Here is a 19050-nt window from a genome sequence, read left to right as displayed (position 1 = left end):
GCGGGGGGCAGGGGACGCCTGTTCTGTTGCGGGCTGGCGGCCGCCGGCGATGCCGGAGTGGTGCGCATGCTGACGCTGCTGCGGGACGAAGTGCGGACGGCTGTTGCCCTGCTCGGCGAGAACAGTCTTTCCGATGTCCGTGCGAGCCATGTTCACCCTGCGGCTCCAGTCGCCGACCCGGATGTGTTCAGTGCGTTTCCGCTGATCGGCGCTTACCCGTCATAGTTTGGCTTTGGGTTTTGGTCCGGGTTTTGATCTGGCGCAAAGTGCCGGTCACAATTTGCGTGTACTAATCTATTGTGTGACGGTGCTCCACGAGGGGTATCGTCACGCGATGACCCCCGGATTGGCAAAGGGCGCCAGGAGCGGCGCCGAGGGAGAGAGACTATGACCGATGTGGTAATTGCCGGGGCCGCGCGGACCCCGATCGGTGCGTTTGGCGGCGGCCTGAGTTCCCTGTCGGGAGCGGATCTGGGCGTCATCGCCATCAAGGAGGCACTGAGCCGTGCGAAGGTCGATGCAGGCGAGGTCGACGAGGCCATTCTGGGGCAGGTGCTGACCGCGGCCGCGGGTATGAACCCGGCCCGTCAGGCAGCCATCGGCGCCGGTATCCCGCAGGAACGGACAGCGATCACGATCAACCAGGTTTGCGGCTCCGGTCTGCGCGCCGTCGCCCTCGGCGATCAGGCGATCCGGGCCGGAGACAGCAAGATCGTGGTCTGTGGCGGTCAGGAAAGCATGAGCAATGCACCGCATGCCCAGACCCTGCGCAACGGCTACAAGATGGGCGACGTGCAGCTCATCGACACCATGATCAAGGACGGGCTCTGGGATCATTTCAACGGCTACCACATGGGCAACACGGCAGAGAATGTCGCGGCCAAGTGGCAGATTACCCGGGACGAGCAGGACGCTTTCGCGGCGGCTTCCCAGAACAAGGCCGAAGCGGCCCAGAAAGCCGGAAAATTCAAGGATGAGATCGTTCCCGTAACGATTTCCGGCCGGAAGGGTGACACTGTGGTCGACATGGATGAGCATCCGCGTCACGGCACCACGATCGAAGCGCTCGGCAAGCTGCGCCCCGCCTTCACGAAAGAGGGCAGCGTCACGGCCGGCAATGCGTCCGGCATCAATGACGGTGCGGCCATTGCCATCCTGATGTCCGGAGACGAGGCGGCGAAGCGGGGCATCGCGCCGCTGGCCCGGATCGTTTCCTTTGCCACCCGTGGTGTCGATCCGGCGATCATGGGCTCCGGTCCGATCCCGGCGAGCCGGGCGGCGCTCGACAAGGCCGGCTGGGCCGCAAGCGATCTCGATCTGGTCGAGGCCAACGAAGCCTTTGCGGCGCAGGCCTGTGCCGTGAACAAGGATCTTGGCTGGGACCCGGACATCGTGAACGTCAATGGCGGGGCCATCGCGCTTGGGCATCCGATCGGCGCATCCGGCTGCCGTGTCCTGATCACGCTGCTGCACGAGATGCAGAAGCGGGATGCGAAGAAGGGGCTGGCAACCCTTTGCATCGGCGGCGGGATGGGCGTTGCGCTCTGCGTCGAGCGGGACTGAATCCGGTAGATAAAACCGGTGGCGGAACCGGAGGGGCCGGTTCCGAATTTCTCTCAATATGTATCGGCTAAATAAAAAAAACTGGAGGGAATAATGGGACGTGTCGCAATCGTAACGGGTGGGACCCGAGGCATTGGCGAAGCTATCAGTCTTGGTCTGAAAGAGGCCGGTTGCACGGTTGCCGCGAATTACGCGGGCAATGACGAGCGGGCGAAGGCGTTTACCGAACGCACAGGTATCCCTTCCTACAAGTGGGATGTTTCCGATTTCGACGCCTGCGCCGCAGGCGTGAAGCAGGTCGAGGCCGATCTCGGTCCGGTCGATATCGTGGTCAATAACGCCGGCATCACCCGGGACGGGACGATCCACAAGATGGATCACAAGATGTGGCAGGAAGTGATCGATACCAATCTCGGCGGTTGCTTCAACATGTGCCGGAACGTGATCGAAGGCATGCGGGAGCGGAAGTTCGGCCGGATCGTCAATATCGGCTCGATCAACGGTCAGGCCGGGCAGTACGGCCAGGTGAACTATGCCGCCGCCAAATCCGGTATCCACGGTTTCACCAAGGCACTGGCCCAGGAAGGCGCCCGTTCCAACATCACCGTGAACGCCATCGCGCCGGGTTATATCGATACCGATATGGTTGCCGCCGTGCCGGCCAACGTGCTGGAGAAGATTGTCGCCCGGGTTCCGGTCGGCCGTCTCGGTCATGCGGACGAGATTGCCCGCGGCGTGGTGTTCCTCTGCGCCGACGATGCCGGCTTCGTCACCGGATCGACCATGTCGATCAATGGCGGCCAGCATATGTACTGATCGGGGGCGGGCCGGTTCCCGGCCCGCATCCACCTTCCGATAGCCGAGATGGGGAGACGTTCATGAGCGCCACGGTCACGCCGGTTGCTTACGAAGACGCGTCGGACGAGGTTCGCGCGGTCTATGACGACATCATGTCGTCCCGGAATATCGATTTCATTCCAAATGTGTGGCGCACGATGGCGTCCCATCCGCCGACCCTAGCCCGGGTCTGGTACGGGCTGAAAGAGGTCATGGCGCCGGGCGCCCTCGATGCCCGGACCAAGGAAATGATCGCGGTTGCGGTCTCGGCGACGAACGGCTGCGAATACTGCACCCGTTCGCACACGCGGCAGGCCCGTGGCCATGGCATGACCGAGGAAATGTACGGCGAGCTGATGGCCGTGATCGGCATGTTCAACCAGACCAACAAGCTGATCGAGGGCTATCAGGTCGAGGTCGACGAATTCCTGAAAGAGGTCTGAGGGTCCTGCCTCAGGCCTTTTTCGGCATCACGTCGAGCCGTACCACGGCGCCTTCCAGATCCGGCGACGGGGCCGGATAGTAATCCATCACCAGAGGATCATGTCCGGGCACAATGTGGTCCGGGCTGTCCGCCAGCAGTTCCATGGTGTTGAACCCTGTCATCATCGAGCCGAGATCGTAGCAGATCACGAACGGTTTGCGTTCCCGGACATTCTCGTAGAAATGCGCGCAATCGGAAGCCAGCACGACCCAGCCGCGCTTGGTACGTACACGTACGCACATCAGACCGGCCGAGTGGCCGCCGATCTTGTGGATGCTGAGGCCCGGCGCGAGTTCCGCATCTCCGTCGTGGAACTTTGCCTGCCCGCCATAGACCTTGCGCACCATGGCGACCACGTCCTCAACCTCGAAGGGTTTCTGCACGGCCTCGAAACACATGCACCGGCCGGTGGCGAAGGACATTTCGGAATCCTGGATATGGAAAGTCGCCTTCGGAAACTCGCCAATCCCGCCCGCATGGTCGTAATGCATGTGCGTGATGATGACGTCTTCGACCTCGGCAGCATCGATCCCGAGCAATGCCAGCCCTTCGGTCGGCGATCGCAGCAGCGGTGAGCCGCGCTTCAGCGAGGCAACCTCGCCGAAGCCGGTATCGACGACAAAGGTCCGCTCCTCGTTCCGGATGACCCAGACGAAGTAGTCGAGCGGCATCGGAACGTCATGGGCATCCGGGAAGACGAAGTTCTCGTTTCGCATGCGCTTGGCATTATGGGCATAGCGCACTGCGTACACTTCGTAAGTCTGCTCGCTACTCATGTGGTTCCTCCCCTGGAAATCGTTTCTGAGCCGGATTATTTTAACCAATCCAGTATGGCATAGCATTGCCAGTCGGGAAAAAATATGGAACAAGTCCCTTTTGTGTTGTGAAATCATAGATTTAGAAAATTGGCGGCAAATTTTAGCTGAGCTTTAATAAAAGTCTGGCGATACGGTCACGCAAGATGGCTGGCGCAGGGCGAAGGAAACAAAAGGGAGACGAGAGCAAATGTTCTCGAAGTTCAACGATATGAAATTCGGGGTGAAACTGCTGATCGGGATTGGCGGGATTCTCATCCTGCTGGTGATCAACAGTGCCGCTTCATTCTTCGGCCTGTTGCAGGCAGGCAGCGCTCTGACCCGCTATCAGCAACTGACAAATCAGGCTTCACAGGTCACCGCTGCGAGATCGGATCTGCTTGAGGCTGCGGCCGAAGTACAGCAGTTCCTGGTGGATGGCAGTGCAGAGTCCGCTGAAAAGGCGGAAGCGGGCATTGCCGCCGTGCGCAAGGACCTGGAGATAGCGGAGAATGGCGCCGCGACTGACGAGGCGCGCGCCCGCCTTATCAATATCCAGGACAAACTTTCCGGCTACGGGGCGATTTTCGAAACCGTCGTCGCCAGCCGCGAGCGCCGCGATGTGGCGAGCGCCGAAATCAATCAGCTGGGCTCCGATCTGGAGAAGAAGCTGACGGCGATCATGGCCGAAGCGAACGAAGCCTACGATGCGGAGCTGGCGTACAAGGCCGGTCAGGTACTGCGCAGCCTGCTGATTCAGCGCGCTGAGCTGAACCGCTATCTGCTGGACCAAAAAGCGGAGACTTTCGGTCTGGTCGAGGCAGAAAAGACGCCGCTGAAGGCCAGCTTTGACGAATTGATTGCGAACCTTCAATTCGGTCAGGACGACGAGTTGACCGAAGCGCTCAAGACCAGTGTCGCCGCTTATCAGCAAGGATTGGAGGCGGTTCGGGATCATGTCGTTTCGCTCAACGGCATTCTTGCGGAAGAGCTGGAGCCTGCGGCCGCCGGCATTCTTGCGGATGCTGCCAGTGCCTATGAGATCATCCGGGACGAGCAGACGATGATCGGGACAGAAGCGCGCGACAGGACCGAAAAGACGGAAATCCTCTCGGTCGTGGCGACGCTGATCTGTGTCGTGATCGGACTGGCTGCAGCCTTCTTCATTGCCCGCGGTATTTCGCGACCGATCAAAGCATTGACCGGGGTGATGGCGCGTCTCGCTGCTGGTGAATCCAGCACCGAAGTGCCGATGACCGAGCGCGGCGACGAAATGGGAGAGATGGCCAAAGCGGTTCTGGTGTTCCGTGAGAGCATGCTGAAAGCCGAGGAACTTCAGGAAGCCGCGCGGGCGGATCAGGAAAGGCGCGAGAAGCGCACCCGCCGGATCGAGGAGCTGACCAAAAACTTCGACAGCACAGCGACGGAGACCCTGACATCCGTCTCCGAAGCGGCGGAAAATCTGCGCGGCTCCGCCAACAGCCTGACCCAGACGGCAGACCGGTCCAGCAACATGGCCGGCATGGCGTCGTCCGCCTCGAACCAGGCGACCGAGAATGTGCAGACCGTGGCCAGCGCCGCCGAAGAACTCTCCGCGTCGATTACGGAGATTTCACAGCAGGTCTCGCGGTCGACCCAGGTGGCCGATCAGGCGGTGGAGGATGCGGAACAAAGCCGTGTGCTGGTTCACCGGCTGGCGGATAATTCCGCCAAAATCGGCGAGGTGGTGAAGCTCATCACCGATATCGCCGAGCAGACCAACCTTCTCGCCCTCAACGCCACCATCGAGGCGGCCCGTGCGGGTGAGGCCGGCAAGGGGTTTGCCGTGGTGGCTTCCGAGGTGAAGAATCTCGCGACACAGACCGCCCAGGCGACAGAGGAAATCTCGACCCAGATCCAGACCATCCAGGACGATACCAAGCACACCGTCTCGTCCATTCAGCACATCGCCGAACGGATCGAGGAGATCAACCGGATCTCGGCCGGGGTGGCGACCGCCGTAGAGGAGCAAAGCGCTGCAACTCAGGAGATCGCCCGCAATGTGAGCGATGCCGCAGCCAGTACCGGGTCCGCGAATGAAAATATCAGCGGGGTCAGCGACGCGACGCGGGAGACCACGACGATATCGGGCGAGGTGTTGAGCGCTTCGGAGCAGGTCTCCGCGAAATCCGGCGACCTGAGCCAGGTGGTGCAGCGGTTCCTGGCAGAAATGCGCCAGGTCTGACCGGCTTGTTCTAGCCGGCGACCATATCGCCTATTCCGCCGCCGCGATGGCGGCGGATGAGGGCCGAGGCAGCAACGTCACCGCCGCGGTGATGATTGCTGCCGCAACGGCCGCGCCGAGGAACATGGCAGGGAACCCCCCACCCGCGTCGTAAAGCCAGGAGAGTCCCGGCACCACGGCCGCCGAGACCGTGAAGGTCAGCACATATTTCACCGCATAGACCCGGCCGCGCCAGCGGTCCGGGGTGTAGCGCGCCACCAGCGTATCGTTGATCGGGATCTGGCCGAACACCAGAACCATGACGGCAACGGACGCGGCGACCATGGCCCAGCCATCGAGATTGACCGCAATAAACAGCGCGACGGCCTGCCCGGCGGTGACGGCGAGGAAAATCGGTTTGATCGCATGTTTGTCGATAGCCCGGCCGACGACGATCTGGGAGAAAGCGGCAAGGGCGTACACCGCGCTCGCGATGGCCCCGACCTCGGTTGCGGAATAGGAGAAGGAGGCGAGCCGGTCATCCAATACTTTCGGTAGCGCAACGGTCATGGAATTGAAGATAAATCCGCCGATTGCGGCCGAGATGCCGATGACCAGCAGAACCCGCTGCCAGCCTGCAGCCGGGCCTCCATGATCCGCGCCGCGTGACTGCACGGTCTCCACGGGCGCCTCGGCCTGCAGCCGCGTCCAGAAAAACCCGGCCAGAATGGAAAGCCCGCCGAGCAGGAAAAAGGCCGCGCGCCAGCCGGCGAAATCGACAAAGGCACCGATGGCCAGAGCGGATGCCGCGACACCCATATTGCCCCAGACCCCGTTAACGCCGAGCCGCCGTCCCACATTGCCGCCGCCCTTGGCCACCATCGCGAGACCGACCGGATGATAGATCGCAGCGAACATGCCGATCAGCGTCAGGCTGGCGGCAAGATGCCAGTAAGAGGTCGCAAACCCGGTCAGGATGCTGGCCCCGCCGATCCCGGTGAAGAAAATCAGCATCATCCGCTCCCGGCCCCATCGGTCCCCGAGCCAGCCCGCGGGCAGCGAACAGACGCCAAAGGCGATGAAGCTGCCGGTGGCAAGCACCAGAACCGAGCCGTAGCTGTCCGCGATGTCGGCGGCGGCAAGGGCTGCCACGGCCGGAAACAGCAGCATGAAGAGATGATCGAGCGCGTGGCCCAGATTGAGCAGCAGCAGACGGCGCGGATTCATGGAGTCCCTCCTGAAGGTCTGGTCACAGGATGACATGCCGCGTATCGTCTGTCTTACGATGAAAAGTCAAAAAATATCGCCAACCGGACAAAGTTCGCCGATCAGGGACGCGGTCGCGGCGCTTTCCGATACTGCGCCGCAGATTACAGCCTTCGGAGCTTTCTTCGCTGAGGGACACGATACCGGAGAACATCACCATGACCGGGCCCAGTTCGTTCACGCCGAGCGCGGTCTGCTTCAGGTCTGGACCGAGGAGGGGCAATGGTCGGTGCCGCCCGGCACGGCTGTCTGGGTTCCGGCCCGGGTGCCGCACCGGGTCCGGGCGATCAGCGATGCCGATTTTGTCTCGCTCTATATCCGTGCTCCGCGCGGCGGTGAGCCGGTGATCCCGGTTCCGTCCCGGTGCGGTGTCGTCACCGTATCCCCCTTGCTCAAGCACTTGATCGTCCATCTGAAAGAGCTCTCCGCGGGATCGGACGGGGATCGGCAGAACAGGCTGGCGGCGGTCATTGCCGACGAGCTGACCGAGCTTGTCTCCGCCGACTTGCATCTTCCGATCCCTTCGGACAGGCGTGCGGCCCGGGTCGCGTTGGCAATGATCGACGACCCGTCCGACGATCGGGACCTTGCTGCCTGGGGGCGCGATGTCGGTGCCAGTGGCCGTACCCTGACTCGCCATTTCGCTGCCGAGACCGGGTTGTCCTTTTCTGAGTGGCGGCAGCGCTGCCGTCTCTTCGCGGCGCTCGAAATGCTCTCCGCCGGCAAGCCTGTCACAGCAATCGCCCTCGACGCCGGCTATCGGAGCCCGAGCGCGTTCTCCGCGGCATTTACCAAGATGTTTGGTATTTCCCCGAGGAATTACAGGATCGCATCGCATCCTGACGGGTGACGAAAATTCAGATTTAAACGAAATTTTAAGGGATTTGGGCAAAGGTGCACCATGCTTATGGGTTATCTTTGAGGTCTCTTGAAATGCTGAATGCCTTTTCGATCCGCACGCGGATGTTCGCGCTGCTCGCCGTTAACATTGCCTTTCTTGTTGGCCTCGCGATTTTTGCGAGCGCTCAACTCCGGTCTATCGGGGATGAGATCGAAGAGATTGCCGAGCTGGACGTCCCGATCTCCGCGTTGTTGACGCAAGTCACGACCCACCAGCTCGAACAGGCTATCCATTACGAGCGCGCAGTCCGGTACGGGGAAGAGATGAATTATCCCAGTGTACCTGCCGACGTGCGCGCGAAGGCAGCCAAGCTTTTCGAGAAAGAGATCAAGGCGTTCCACAAGTACTCCAAACTCGTGGTCGAGGAAGCCGAAGCGGTCCATGCCATGCATGACATTGCGGTGGAACGGGCACTGAATGCCGAGGCGCTCGCGCATTACGGCAGCGTCGACAAGAGTATTGTTGAGATCCTCGAAGCTCATAAAACTTATGACAAGCATGTCTTGGAGCTCATGGAGAAACTCCGGTCCGGCGACAAGGACGGGGTCTTCGCGATGATCGCGGCGATCGAGAAAGAAGAGGAAATCTTCATCAAGGATCTGGAGGCGACCCTAACTAGCGTGATCGCCTTCACCGAAGCGACTGCGAAGCGTGCCGAAGAGCATGAGCATGCTGTCGAGACGATGCTGATCTACGTCACAGCAGTAGCAGTTATCTTCAGCGCTCTCATCAGCATCCTGATCGCCAATTCCATCCTGACGCCGATGAAAAAGGTGGTCGAGCTTATCGGCACTGTCATCGGCGGGAATACGAACGTCACTGTCCCGGACGGGTACCGTGCGGAAATGGGCCGCCTGATGGATGCGGTCGCGAAATTGCGCGATTCAATTGCGGAAGTCGCCCAGGCGCGTGCTGCCCAGGAAGCTGCGGAGCAGTCTTCGGCTGAGGAGCGGAAGCGCTCCCTGAACGATATGGCGAACACTGTCGAGGCGGAAACGAACACCGTATGGGCCCGTGTCCAGAACGAGTCCAAGCACCTTAACGGCATTGCGGACCAGATGGCCGGGTCAGCCCACAACCTGGGTGAGAACGCCACGGCCGTGAGCGCCGCGTCGGAAGAATCTCTCGTCAATGCGGAAGCCGTTGCGTCCGCCGCAGAGGAACTGGCGGCGTCCATCGCCGAGATTTCGAACCATGTTGCCCAGAGCGGTGACATCGCACAGTCGGCAGCAGCCCAGGCGGAACAGTCCCGCAGTGTTGTGGAGAGCCTGTCCGAAGCTGCCGGGAAAGTTGGCGAGGTCGTCGGTCTCATCAACGATATCGCCGAGCAGACCAACCTGCTGGCACTGAACGCGACGATCGAGGCCGCCCGGGCCGGCGAGGCCGGCAAGGGCTTCGCGGTGGTCGCATCGGAAGTCAAGAATCTGGCGACCCAGACGCAGAATTCGACGGCCTCGATCTCCGGTGAAGTCAACCGGATGCAGGAGGTGACGTCAGACGCGGTCAAGGCAATCACCAACATTATCGACACGATTGCCAGCATCAACGAGAAGAGCGAGGAAATCACGGCCGCGGTCGAAAGCCAGGATCAGGCGACCCGTGAAATCGCCAGCAATGTGACGGAAGCGGCCGCCGGCGCGCGTGAGGTCACGGAGCGGATCACGGTCGTTTCCCGTGACGCTCAGGGCGTTGGCTCGCTGTCAGGTGAGGTTTCCACCGCCACGAAGCAGCTCGGCGATGAAGTCGAACAGCTCAAGAATACCGTCATCCGGGTTGTCCGTACGGCAACTCCCGAGGTTGAACGGCGGGAGAGGTCGGTTCCGGTCAAGGAAGACCGCCGCTCCCGGTAACTGCGGACGGCAGAGCAGTAGCGTCGTCGACAAGACGGACGCTGATGCTCTGCTCCCGCCCGCGGGCGGTAATCTCTGCCCGCTCGCCAATCTCGACAGACATGCCCGCCGCCGAGATCACGGAGTCCGAGAGGATGAGCTGGACGCCGTGATCCTTGGTCAGGGCTTCCAGGCGGCTGGCGGTGTTCACCGTGTCGCCGACTGCCGTCAGGCCCCTCGTTTCCCGATAGCCCAGCTCGCCGACAATGGCCGGGCCGCCATGGATGCCGATGCCGATGCGCAGCGGCTCGTCCAGATCCGCGGCCAGTGATTCGTTCAGCCGTTGCAGGTTTTCCCCCATGAGGCGGGCGGCTGTGATGGCGTTGCGGGCGCCGACCTCGATGCCCCGATCGATCCCGAACAGGGCCATGATGCCATCCCCGATGAACTTGTCGATGCGGCCGCCTCCGCTTTCGATGGCATGGCCCATTTCGGAAAAGTAACGGTTCAGGATGAACACCGTGTCGTAGGGCAGGCGCTGTTCTGTCAGCTTGGTGAAGCCCCTGATATCGGCGAACAGCACGACGATGTCGCGCTCTTGGCCCGCGAGATAGTCCGGCCGCTCCCCCGTATCCTCGACACTTGCCTGCGCCGGCGGTAGCAGGGGCGTCACTTCTATGTCGACGGTGGGGACGGTCTGGCAGGCGAGTCGCACATTGTCCGGCGCACCGACCCGGTTGAGGACCTTGGCTTCGAGCTCGGACGGTGGCGGCAGGGCATCCAGTCCGATGCCGATCCGCACCCGGCAGGTGGAGCAGCGTCCGCGGCCGCCGCAGACGGAGGCATGAGGAATGCCGGCGCTCCGGCTGGTCTCAAGGATGGTGGCGCCGGGACGCAGTCCGACCTGCTGGCCGGTATGGTAGGTCAAGGTGACATCCGGCACGGCCTGCTTCAGCAGATGCAGGCGCACGGCGCGCGCGACAAAAGCCAGCAGAATCAAGCCGTAATAGCCGTATTCGATGCCTTGCACCCAGGCCAGAAACGTATGCTGCTCCTCACCGCGCGGTAACTCGAAAGACTCCAGGACGAAGCCGAGCCATGCGCTGTCTTCCGCCATGCGCAGCACTTCCATCCCGGAGGCGACAAACCCGGCGAGGGACAGCGTTGGGACCATGACTGCGAGTGTGAGCCAGAGCGGCTGCAGGCGGCGATATCCGAGCTTGAACCGAAGCCAGAGATGCAGGCCGATGCAGCCGTGAATCCATGATGCCAGCAGCAGTAAGGTCTGGGTGGCGATATAATGCGGCGCGAACTTCCAGACCACGAGTTGAACATAGAGGTAGGACGGGTCGGCATCGAAAAACTCATCCAGAACCCTCGTTCCCATAAGGTGGGCAATCAGGAACACCGGGATGGAAAGACCGAGCGTGAGTTGGGCGAGCTCCGCCCGGCTCATGTCCCGAAGGGAGTCTCGCCGATAGATGGCGACAAGCGCGATTACCAGGTGGACGGTCAGGGCGGAATATAGGGCTGCGGTCGGGAGCACCTGGTGCCAGAAAATAGCGAACCACTTGCCGCTCGCCACCAGGGCGTCAATGGAGAAGATGCCGACGGCATGGTTCAGCAGATGGGAGGCGACATAGGTAAAGAGCACCAGTCCGGAGAGAGTGTTCAGCCGCCGCCAAAGCGGGCTGTTCCAGCCACGCGGTTTCGCTAAATCATCAGACAAGCATTTTGCTCCGGCTATCCGCGTCTGTTTAATTTGGTCAAAAGGACATTAGATAATCAATCCTGGTAAAAACCCAATCCTTTGAATTTTCTGTGAGATCGGGTACACGAGCAGGAAGGCACACAGCAGATGCCGATAGGGGCCGGGTTCGCAAGATCATGAGTGCGCTACTATCCATTCAGAAGCTGACAAAGCGTTTCGGCGCGATCACAGCCGTCGACGGTCTGGAGTTCGAGGTCGGGCGCGGTGAGGTGCTTGGCTTCCTCGGCCCGAACGGGGCCGGCAAATCCACCACAATGAAAATGATTTCCGGTTTTCTGGCGCCGACCGCCGGAACCGTTGTCGTTGCCGGGCATGACGTACGGCAGGAGCCGCAGGCGGTGAAGGCGGCGATTGGCTACCTGCCCGAGGGCGCGCCGGCCTATCCGGACATGACGCCGTTGTCTTTTCTCTGCTTCGTCGCGCGCATTCGCGGGATTGCCGAAAAAGATGTGGCGGGCGCCGTAGAGCGAGTGATCGCGCAGACCCGTCTGTCCGATGTGGTGATGCAGCCGATCGAGACCCTGTCCAAGGGCTTCAAGCGCCGGGTCGGTCTGGCGCAGGCGCTGGTCCACGATCCCGAAGTGCTGATCCTGGACGAGCCGACGGACGGCCTCGATCCGAATCAGAAGCACGAGGTGCGCGGCCTGATCCAGAGCATGGCCGCGGAGAAATGTATCGTCGTCTCGACCCACATTCTGGAAGAGGTCGATGCGGTCTGTACCCGGGCCATGATCATCGCCCGGGGCCGCGTGCTGGCGGACGGCATTCCCGCCGACCTGAAAGCCCGGTCCGGCGCCGCAAGCCTGGATGATTATTTCCGCGAGGTCACCGGTCATGCGTAACATCGGGCTGATCTTCCGGCGCGAGTTCGCCGCCTATTTCGCCACGCCGCTGGCGTACATCTTCATTGTCATCTTCCTGGTCATGGCCGGGACGATGACGTTTTTCGTCGGTGGGTTCCTCGCCCGCGACCAGGCCGACCTGCAGCCCTTCTTCGGCTTTCATCCGTGGCTCTATCTGTTTCTGGTGCCGGCCCTTTCCATGCGGCTCTGGGCCGAGGATCGCAGGCTCGGCACCATCGAGCTTCTGCTGACCCTGCCTATCACCATGGTCGAGGCCGTGATCGGCAAGTTCCTGGCGGCATGGGCCTTTACGGGCGTCGCACTGGCCCTGACCTTCCCGCTCTGGATCAGCGTCAATTATCTCGGCAATCCGGATAACGGCGTCATTGTCGCCTCCTATCTCGGCAGCTACCTGATGGCCGGCGCCTATATGGCCATCGGCTCGCTGATCTCGGCGATGACCAAGAACCAGGTGATCGCCTTTGTCGTCGCGGCGGCGGTCTGTTTCCTCTTCACCGTGGCGGGCTCGCCGATCCTGCTGAACTATTTCGAGAACTGGGCGCCGGGCGAGTTGGTCCAGACCATCGCCAGCTTCGGCTTCATGACGCATTTTCAGGCTATTCAGCGCGGTGTGATCGATCTGCGCGACCTGATCTTCTTCGGCTCCGCGATTGCCATTGCGTTGACCGCGAATGCCTATGTCATCGACTGGAAGAAGGCGGAATAGGATGAGCACTCCCTCTGCGCCTCTCCCCGTTGCTTCGGCCCGAACCCGTAGCAGCTTCTTCACGCAAGGCCGTCTGGCCGTCGCAGCCCTGTTCCTGCTGCTGACGCTTTTCCTGGCAGTGAACGTGCTGTCCTCGGCTCTGTTCACCTCGACCAGGCTCGACCTGACCGAGGAAGGGCTGTTTTCGCTCTCCGACGGCACCGAAGCGCTGCTCGAGAGCATCGAGGAGCCGGTCACTCTGAAGTTCTACTATTCAGAGGCACTGGGCCGGGAGGTTCCGTTCTACGGCATCTATGCCGGCCGGGTGCGGGATCTGCTCGACGAATACGCGGCCCGCTCGGACGGCAAGGTCCGTGTCGAGGTTTACGATCCGGAACCCTTTACCGAACTTGAGGACCGCGCCGTCGCGGATGGTCTGCAGCAGATACCGTTGCAGGAAGGCGGAGAACAGGTGTTCTTCGGCATCTCCGGTACCAACCTGACCGACGATCTCGAGGTCATTCCGTTCCTGCAGCCGGAGCGGGAAACCTTCCTCGAATACGATATCTCGCGCCTGATCTATTCTCTTGCGAAACCGAAACGAACCGTCCTCGGAATCGTCACCAGCCTGCCGATGCAAGGCACGGTGCGGATGAACGCCATGGGGCAGCAGACGCCGGTGGCGCCTTACATCCTCGCGGACCAGATCGGCGCGACCTACGAGACCCGCTATCTCGATGCGGAATTCGACAAGATCCCGGACGATGTGACCGTGCTCATGCTGGCCCATACGGCCGAACTCGGCCCGCGCGCCCAGTTCGCGATCGACCAGTTCCTGCTTGGTGGCGGAAAAGCACTGGTAATCATCGATCCTTATTCAGAGACCGAAGGCGGGCAGGCGCAGTTCTTCGGGCAACTGGCGCCGGAACGCAGCAATCTCGCGACCCTGTTCGATCATTGGGGTGTGATCTACGATCCGACCAGGATCGCGGCCGACCGGCTGACCGCGCGCAAGGTGCAGCCTGGCGAGGGCCGGCGGCCGGTAGATTACGTGGTCTGGCTGGAACTCAAGGGCGGCAATATCGACCAATCCTCGCCGATCACCACGAATGTCGGCACGCTGGCCGTTGCCAGCGCCGGTCATATCGCGTTGGCCGATGGTGCGGCGGTGACAATGACGCCTCTGGTCTCGACCTCGCTCGGCTCGTCCGAGCTGAATGTCGAGCAGGTCAAAGGCATGCGTTCGCCGGAAGCCCTGCTGCGCAGCTACGAGCCCGGCCCGAAACCGCTGGTCATCGCCGCGCGGCTGACGGCCGACAAGATGACCACGGCTTTCCCCGACGGCCCGCCGGAGAAGATGCTGAAGGAAGGCGATGAGGCACCGAGCGCGGAAGACGATGCGACCTACAAGGCGAAGTTCCCGCAGGTCTTGACGGAATCGACCGCGCCGCTCGATGTGATCGTCGTCACCGACAGCGATATCCTGGCGGACCGGTTCTGGGTCCGGGTGCAGCAGTTTTTCGGCCGACGGGTGCCGGTGCCTGTCGCGGGCAATGGCGATTTCGTGCTGAACAGCCTCGATGCCCTGTCCGGCAGCAGCACCCTTCTGGGATTGCGGGGCCGTGGCTCGACCTCCCGCCCGTTCGACGTGCTGGAGCAGATCGAGCGCGAGGCTGAGAAACAGTACGCGGCCCGGGAAGAGCAACTGCAAAAGACCCTTGCCGATACGCAACAACGGTTTGACGAGCTGCGGCGCAGGATGCCGGACGGATCGGCGGCTATCGTGACGGAGAAAGAACAGGCCGAGATCGAGGCTTACCGGCAGGAAATTCTCCGGATACGCAGCGAGCTTCGTGCCGTGCAGCGCTCTGTCCGCGAGGATGTCGATCGGCTGGAGACTTCGCTCTGGTTCTACAATATCGCCCTGGTGCCGATCCTTATAACGGTCCTGGCGCTCATCCTTGCCTTCTGGCGCAGTCTGCGCCGTCGACGCCGTCATGCGTCCGCGGCCGCTGGCTAGGGAGAGACCGATGTTGACTTTGCGTTCGCTTGGAATTCTGGCCGCCGTGACCGGAGCGGTGCTCTTGGCGGCAGTGCTTGCCGTTCTCTGGCGTCATGACGCGACGATCTCCGTGTTGGACAATGTGCCGGCCTTTCCGGGACTGGAAGAGCAGATCCCCGATATCGCCCGGATCGAGATGTCCTGGAATAAAGATGGTGCGGTTGAGCAGGTGAGTGTCGTCCGCGAGGACGGAACCTGGCGCATTGCGGAACAGAACGGATATCCGGCGGACACCGGAAAGGTCCGGGGTTTTATTCTCTCTTTGTCTGAGCTGAAGCTGGTCGAGGCGAAAACAGCCGATCCCGCGCGCTATGCCCGACTTGGTGTCTCTGATGTGGCGGAGGCCAGCTCGGAGGCGACACGGGTACGGTTGCTCGGCCGGGACGGCGGCGCGCTCGTCGATGCCCTGATCGGAAACGACCGGACCAGCGGTACCGGCGGTGCGATGCTCTATTTGCGGCAGAGCGGCGATGCCCGGTCCTGGCTTGCGCACGGACAGGTCGATGATGTGCAACGAATCGCCTCGTGGACGGATGAGGCGGTGGTGGATATCGGCGCCGACCGGATCCAGGAGATCCATCTGACGGCGCCGAACGGCGAGGTGCTGGAAGTGCGCCGCACGGGCGAGGGCGAGACGCCGTTCGCGTTGATGAATATGCCGGAAGACCGGCAGTTCGCGACATTCTACACGCTGAACGAAATCACCGATGGGCTGACGAAACTGACTTTCGAGGATGTCCGGTCGATGAACGGCATGACCTTCGAGCCGTCTCTCGGCAACGCGATCTATCAGACCCGGGGCGGCCTCACCGTGATCGTCGATTTCGCGGAAGTTCCCGGCACGGGCGGCGTTGTTGAAACCTGGACGCATTTTTCGGTGAATGTCGCCCCGGATGCGACGGAAGAAGCCAAGTCCTTTGCCGCCGCCAATGCGGAGAGGCTTTCACGCTGGGCCTATCGCCTGTCGGACAGCCGTTTGCAGAGGCTCCGCCACAGCATGGAATCGGCAACGAAGCCCGCCACCGAGGGCTGACCGGGAGGGGATTGAGCGGGAGAGGCTGGCCCCTCCCGGATCATGACCTCACTTGATCTTTGAAAGCAGTGCCGGCGCGGTCACCAGCTGGCGCACGCCGTGCGACTTTTTCTCTTCGAAGACATTGCCCGCTTCGGCCCAGCGATTGAGCGAGTTGATATCGACCCGCGCGCAGTTCGGCCTGACGCTCCAGGTGACCTGAAGCGGGGAGCATTTCGCTTCGGTGTAGCTGGGCCCGGTTGTTGAGCCGGCAAATACCACGGGATTGCCTGTGCCGGTCGGCAGCGCCTTGGGCTGATGCAGGCCGCCAGCCATATGCCCGTCATAGGTCAATGTGGTGAAGTCGATGGCGTTCGGGTCGTTCACCACCAGGAAGGCCTGGGCTTCGACACGCAGCTCCGGGTTGGCGCAGGCCTCGCTGAGGCAGGAGCCGAGCCCCGGGCCGGGGGCGACCGCACAGGAGCTGAAGACCCAGTGGACTTCAATCGTGTCGCCCGGTTTGACGTGACCGAAGGCGCCGGAACCGCCAGCGGGTTCGGCAAGCTCCGCCGCCGAGAGAGCGCCGGAATCGTTGCATTTGTATCCGCCATAGTCGCCGCCGCCGGCAAAGACTGAAAAGCCCGGGCCCTTGTGCTCGGCATTCGTATGTGTGTGGATATTGCAGAGATTGAGCTTGTCGGAGGCAGGGGCGAGGGAGAAGAGGCGCGCGTTGGTTCCGTCCCGCTGCGTGATATCGCGTGGTGTCTGCGGGCCGTAGCCGGTGCAGATATCAGCCGCATTGACCGGGCCGTTTACGCCGGAAATGGCAAGCAGCGCTGCCATGCCGACAAATGCACTGAGTTTCCTCATGTCTTTTCCTTTGCTTGGGATCATGGGCGCCCTGCGTCCGGCACATGATCCGTTTTCGCTTCTCGCATCTCTCATATGCTCAGCAGAGCTTCCCGTGGGCGCAACCAGAGAGAGTATGGAATAAAACACAATTGAGCTTGATCGCGTTGAGTTTTACCACACAGGAGCAAGCCTTCAGACAGTGCCACAGGGCCAGGTATCGCCGACCCGGTAGCCGCCGGGCCAGGGGTCTGTCGGGTCGAGCAGGTACTGAAAGTTTCCGGTAATCCAGGCACTGCCGGTGATCGAGGGAATGATCGCGGGCAACCCGCCGATCTCGGTCTCTTCCTCGATCCGGCCGGTGAAGGTCGACTCGATGATGGACCGGGCCGTGAGCCGGTCTCCGACATTCATGCGACCGGTGGCGCGGAGCAAAGCCATGCGGGCGGAGAGAGCTGTTCCGGTTGGGGAACGATCGATCTTGCCGGGCTCGATGGCGACGGCATGCCGGGTCTCCAGTCCTTTGGCACCGTCTGTCAGGCCGCCTGCGAAGAGGCAAAAGGAGATGTGCCGCCAGTCCGGGTTCGTCGGATGGCTGAAGCCGAGCTGTTCGGTCGCCGCCCGTGTGAGCCGGGCGCCGAGATCCGCGAGAGCGCGGCCTTCGTCTGGCCGGATGGCGAAACCGAGGGCATCAGCGTCGACGATCACGAAGCTGTCCCCGCCATAGGCTGTCGACACCGTCAGGGTGCCGTGTCCTTCCACCTCAAGCGGCACGTCGATGGCAGCGGCGAAGGAGGGGTGATTGCGTACCGTAATGCTTTCAGCCTTGCCGTCCCTGCACTGCGCCTCGACCGCGACCAGCCCGCCGGGCGCCTCCAGCATGAAGCGGGTCACCGGCTCTTCCATCGGCACGATACCGGTCTCTAGCAGGACGGTGGAGACGCAGATCGAGTTCGAGCCGGACATGGGTGGAGTATGCACCGGCTCCATGATGATCCAGCCCATCGCCGCGCGCGGGTCCTTCGGCGGCACCAGCAGGTTCACATGCCGGAAGACGCCGCCGCGCGGCTCGTTCAGCATGAAATCACGGAGCGTCCCGTCCTCGGCGATCCAGCGGGCCTGCTCCCAGATCGTGTCCCCCGGTGGCGGCGCCACGCCTCCGACAATGACATCGCCGACTTCGCCCGCGGCGTGGCAGCCGACCACATGCACCTGTTTCATGCTTCTCATGGAACTTTTCCGCTCCTGCGCTATTTCCCGATCAGTAGCGCATGACGATGGCAGGCCAGGCAACAGGTCTGCTTGAACAGGGGCAGCTATGTCTGCACTCTGGGGATCGGCCCATGTGTGGACTGACGGTCAGAAAGCAGAGATGAGCAAAGCCTTCGTCAAAGAGAATGACAGCGACTTCGAGGAAGAGGACGAGATCCCAGATCCGTCCCCGAAAGGCGTCAAGAACTACATCACGCCGCCGGGCTTCAAGGCGCTACAGGATGAGCTGAAGCAATTGCGCCGGGTAGAGCGCCCCAAGATCGTCGAGATCGTGTCCTGGGCAGCCGGGAACGGCGACCGTTCCGAGAACGGGGATTACATCTACGGCAAGAAGCGGCTGCGCGAGATCGATCGCCGCATGCGCTTTCTGCTGAAGCGTATGGAAGCTGCGGAAATCGTCGACCCGGCCGCACAGCCAAACAAGGACCGGGTGTATTTCGGCGCGACGGTCACCTACGCGGACGAGGAGGATAACGAGCGGACCTTCCGCATCGTTGGCATTGACGAGGCCGATCTTGACCGTGGCGATGTCAGTTGGATCTCGCCGATCGCCCGGGCCTTGCTGAAATCCGAGATTGGCGACGTGGTCGAGGTGCGCACGCCGCGCGGTCCGCAATCGGTCGAGGTAATCAAGATCTCATACGAGAGCAGATAGCAGG

Annotated in this window: 17 protein-coding genes; 12 read left to right on the top strand and 5 right to left on the bottom strand. The window is 61.9% G+C overall.

All coding sequences use genetic code 11. The annotated features are described in order from the left end of the window. From IG629_RS12070 to IG629_RS12055, 4 genes are all read left to right on the top strand, one after another. Positions 1–225: alpha-hydroxy-acid oxidizing protein (locus tag IG629_RS12070; RefSeq protein WP_193172191.1), on the top strand; the 225-nt coding region annotated here is incomplete at its 5' end. 162 nt (positions 226–387) lie between these two features. Beyond that, complete coding sequence (locus IG629_RS12065) at positions 388–1563, top strand: acetyl-CoA C-acetyltransferase (RefSeq protein WP_193172190.1); 1176 nt, start codon at positions 388–390, stop codon at positions 1561–1563. A 93-nt stretch (positions 1564–1656) separates the two neighbouring features. Further along, complete coding sequence (gene phbB, locus IG629_RS12060) at positions 1657–2379, top strand: acetoacetyl-CoA reductase (protein WP_193172189.1); 723 nt, start codon at positions 1657–1659, stop codon at positions 2377–2379. Positions 2380–2441: 62 nt separating this feature from the next. After that, entirely contained in the window at positions 2442–2843 is a 402-nt protein-coding gene (locus IG629_RS12055) for a carboxymuconolactone decarboxylase family protein (RefSeq protein ID WP_193172188.1), read from the top strand. 10 nt (positions 2844–2853) lie between these two features. Here IG629_RS12055 and IG629_RS12050 read toward each other — a convergent pair whose 3' ends face one another. Further along, the gene (locus tag IG629_RS12050; protein ID WP_193172187.1) at positions 2854–3660 is read right to left on the bottom strand and encodes an N-acyl homoserine lactonase family protein; all 807 of its coding nucleotides are present in this window, start codon (positions 3658–3660) and stop codon (positions 2854–2856) included. Between the two features lie 229 nt (positions 3661–3889). Here IG629_RS12050 and IG629_RS12045 point away from each other — a divergent pair, with 229 nt between their 5' ends. Further along, a complete protein-coding gene (locus IG629_RS12045; RefSeq protein ID WP_193172186.1) occupies positions 3890–5902 on the top strand; it encodes a methyl-accepting chemotaxis protein in 2013 nt (670 codons plus the stop codon). A gap of 30 nt (positions 5903–5932) precedes the next feature. Here IG629_RS12045 and IG629_RS12040 read toward each other — a convergent pair whose 3' ends face one another. After that, positions 5933–7108: an MFS transporter gene (locus IG629_RS12040; RefSeq protein ID WP_193172185.1), complete on the bottom strand. Its 1176-nt coding sequence runs from the start codon at positions 7106–7108 to the stop codon at positions 5933–5935. On the opposite strand from IG629_RS12040, the gene IG629_RS12035 reads away from it, so the two are divergent. Together IG629_RS12035 and IG629_RS12030 are read left to right on the top strand one after the other, a co-directional pair. Continuing rightward, positions 7107–7997, top strand: coding sequence for an AraC family transcriptional regulator (locus tag IG629_RS12035; protein ID WP_193172184.1), 891 nt, complete (start codon positions 7107–7109; stop codon positions 7995–7997). The two genes, IG629_RS12040 and IG629_RS12035, sit on opposite strands and share 2 nt — an antisense overlap. Before the next feature lie 83 nt (positions 7998–8080). Then, positions 8081–9898 carry a methyl-accepting chemotaxis protein gene (locus IG629_RS12030; RefSeq protein ID WP_193172183.1) on the top strand — a complete coding sequence of 606 codons (1818 nt, stop codon included), beginning with the start codon at positions 8081–8083 and terminating at the stop codon, positions 9896–9898. Here IG629_RS12030 and IG629_RS12025 read toward each other — a convergent pair. Continuing rightward, entirely contained in the window at positions 9873–11606 is a 1734-nt protein-coding gene (locus IG629_RS12025) for an adenylate/guanylate cyclase domain-containing protein (protein ID WP_193172182.1), read from the bottom strand. The two genes, IG629_RS12030 and IG629_RS12025, sit on opposite strands and share 26 nt — an antisense overlap. Positions 11607–11764: 158 nt before the next feature. Here IG629_RS12025 and IG629_RS12020 point away from each other — a divergent pair, with 158 nt between their 5' ends. Genes IG629_RS12020 through IG629_RS12005 form a run of 4 tightly spaced genes read left to right on the top strand, consistent with a single transcriptional unit; the run spans position 11765 to position 16291 of the window. Beyond that, a complete protein-coding gene (locus tag IG629_RS12020; RefSeq protein WP_193172181.1) occupies positions 11765–12490 on the top strand; it encodes an ABC transporter ATP-binding protein in 726 nt (241 codons plus the stop codon). After that, positions 12483–13217: an ABC transporter permease subunit gene (locus tag IG629_RS12015; protein WP_028466069.1), complete on the top strand. Its 735-nt coding sequence runs from the start codon at positions 12483–12485 to the stop codon at positions 13215–13217. Before IG629_RS12020 ends, IG629_RS12015 begins: the two co-directional genes overlap by 8 nt. A 1-nt stretch (position 13218) precedes the next feature. Beyond that, positions 13219–15216, top strand: a complete 1998-nt coding sequence (locus tag IG629_RS12010) for a Gldg family protein (RefSeq protein WP_193172180.1) — start codon at positions 13219–13221, stop codon at positions 15214–15216. 10 nt (positions 15217–15226) lie between these two features. After that, positions 15227–16291, top strand: a complete 1065-nt coding sequence (locus tag IG629_RS12005) for a DUF4340 domain-containing protein (RefSeq protein WP_193172179.1) — start codon at positions 15227–15229, stop codon at positions 16289–16291. A 48-nt stretch (positions 16292–16339) separates the two neighbouring features. On the opposite strand, the gene IG629_RS12000 is transcribed toward IG629_RS12005, so the two are convergent. Beyond that, complete coding sequence (locus IG629_RS12000; RefSeq protein ID WP_193172178.1) at positions 16340–17140, bottom strand: delta-class carbonic anhydrase; 801 nt, start codon at positions 17138–17140, stop codon at positions 16340–16342. A 174-nt stretch (positions 17141–17314) separates the two neighbouring features. Further along, on the bottom strand, positions 17315–18349 hold the full coding sequence (locus IG629_RS11995) for a trans-3-hydroxy-L-proline dehydratase (RefSeq protein ID WP_193172177.1): 1035 nt from the start codon (positions 18347–18349) through the stop codon (positions 17315–17317). A gap of 142 nt (positions 18350–18491) precedes the next feature. On the opposite strand from IG629_RS11995, the gene greB reads away from it, so the two are divergent. Then, a complete protein-coding gene (greB, locus tag IG629_RS11990) occupies positions 18492–19046 on the top strand; it encodes a transcription elongation factor GreB (RefSeq protein WP_193172176.1) in 555 nt (184 codons plus the stop codon). Positions 19047–19050: the final 4 nt, after the last annotated feature.

Source organism: Nisaea nitritireducens (assembly GCF_014904795.1).
Taxonomy (GTDB): domain Bacteria; phylum Pseudomonadota; class Alphaproteobacteria; order Thalassobaculales; family Thalassobaculaceae; genus Nisaea; species Nisaea nitritireducens.
This window is presented reverse-complemented; position numbering and strand designations above follow the sequence as displayed.

What these genes read in the sequence shown, in the direction of transcription:
- IG629_RS12055 (WP_193172188.1), top strand. Translation starts at nt 2,442, where the DNA reads ATGAGCGCCACGGTCACGCCGGTTGCTTACGAAGACGCGTCGGACGAG.
- IG629_RS12030 (WP_193172183.1), top strand. Translation starts at nt 8,081, where the DNA reads ATGCTGAATGCCTTTTCGATCCGCACGCGGATGTTCGCGCTGCTCGCC.
- IG629_RS12010 (WP_193172180.1), top strand. Translation starts at nt 13,219, where the DNA reads ATGAGCACTCCCTCTGCGCCTCTCCCCGTTGCTTCGGCCCGAACCCGT.
- phbB (WP_193172189.1), top strand. Translation starts at nt 1,657, where the DNA reads ATGGGACGTGTCGCAATCGTAACGGGTGGGACCCGAGGCATTGGCGAA.
- greB (WP_193172176.1), top strand. Translation starts at nt 18,492, where the DNA reads ATGAGCAAAGCCTTCGTCAAAGAGAATGACAGCGACTTCGAGGAAGAG.
- IG629_RS12015 (WP_028466069.1), top strand. Translation starts at nt 12,483, where the DNA reads ATGCGTAACATCGGGCTGATCTTCCGGCGCGAGTTCGCCGCCTATTTC.
- IG629_RS12035 (WP_193172184.1), top strand. Translation starts at nt 7,107, where the DNA reads ATGGAGTCCCTCCTGAAGGTCTGGTCACAGGATGACATGCCGCGTATC.
- IG629_RS12065 (WP_193172190.1), top strand. Translation starts at nt 388, where the DNA reads ATGACCGATGTGGTAATTGCCGGGGCCGCGCGGACCCCGATCGGTGCG.
- IG629_RS12050 (WP_193172187.1), bottom strand. Translation starts at nt 3,660, where the DNA reads ATGAGTAGCGAGCAGACTTACGAAGTGTACGCAGTGCGCTATGCCCAT.
- IG629_RS12000 (WP_193172178.1), bottom strand. Translation starts at nt 17,140, where the DNA reads ATGAGGAAACTCAGTGCATTTGTCGGCATGGCAGCGCTGCTTGCCATT.
- IG629_RS12005 (WP_193172179.1), top strand. Translation starts at nt 15,227, where the DNA reads ATGTTGACTTTGCGTTCGCTTGGAATTCTGGCCGCCGTGACCGGAGCG.
- IG629_RS12040 (WP_193172185.1), bottom strand. Translation starts at nt 7,108, where the DNA reads ATGAATCCGCGCCGTCTGCTGCTGCTCAATCTGGGCCACGCGCTCGAT.
- IG629_RS12045 (WP_193172186.1), top strand. Translation starts at nt 3,890, where the DNA reads ATGTTCTCGAAGTTCAACGATATGAAATTCGGGGTGAAACTGCTGATC.
- IG629_RS11995 (WP_193172177.1), bottom strand. Translation starts at nt 18,349, where the DNA reads ATGAGAAGCATGAAACAGGTGCATGTGGTCGGCTGCCACGCCGCGGGC.
- IG629_RS12020 (WP_193172181.1), top strand. Translation starts at nt 11,765, where the DNA reads ATGAGTGCGCTACTATCCATTCAGAAGCTGACAAAGCGTTTCGGCGCG.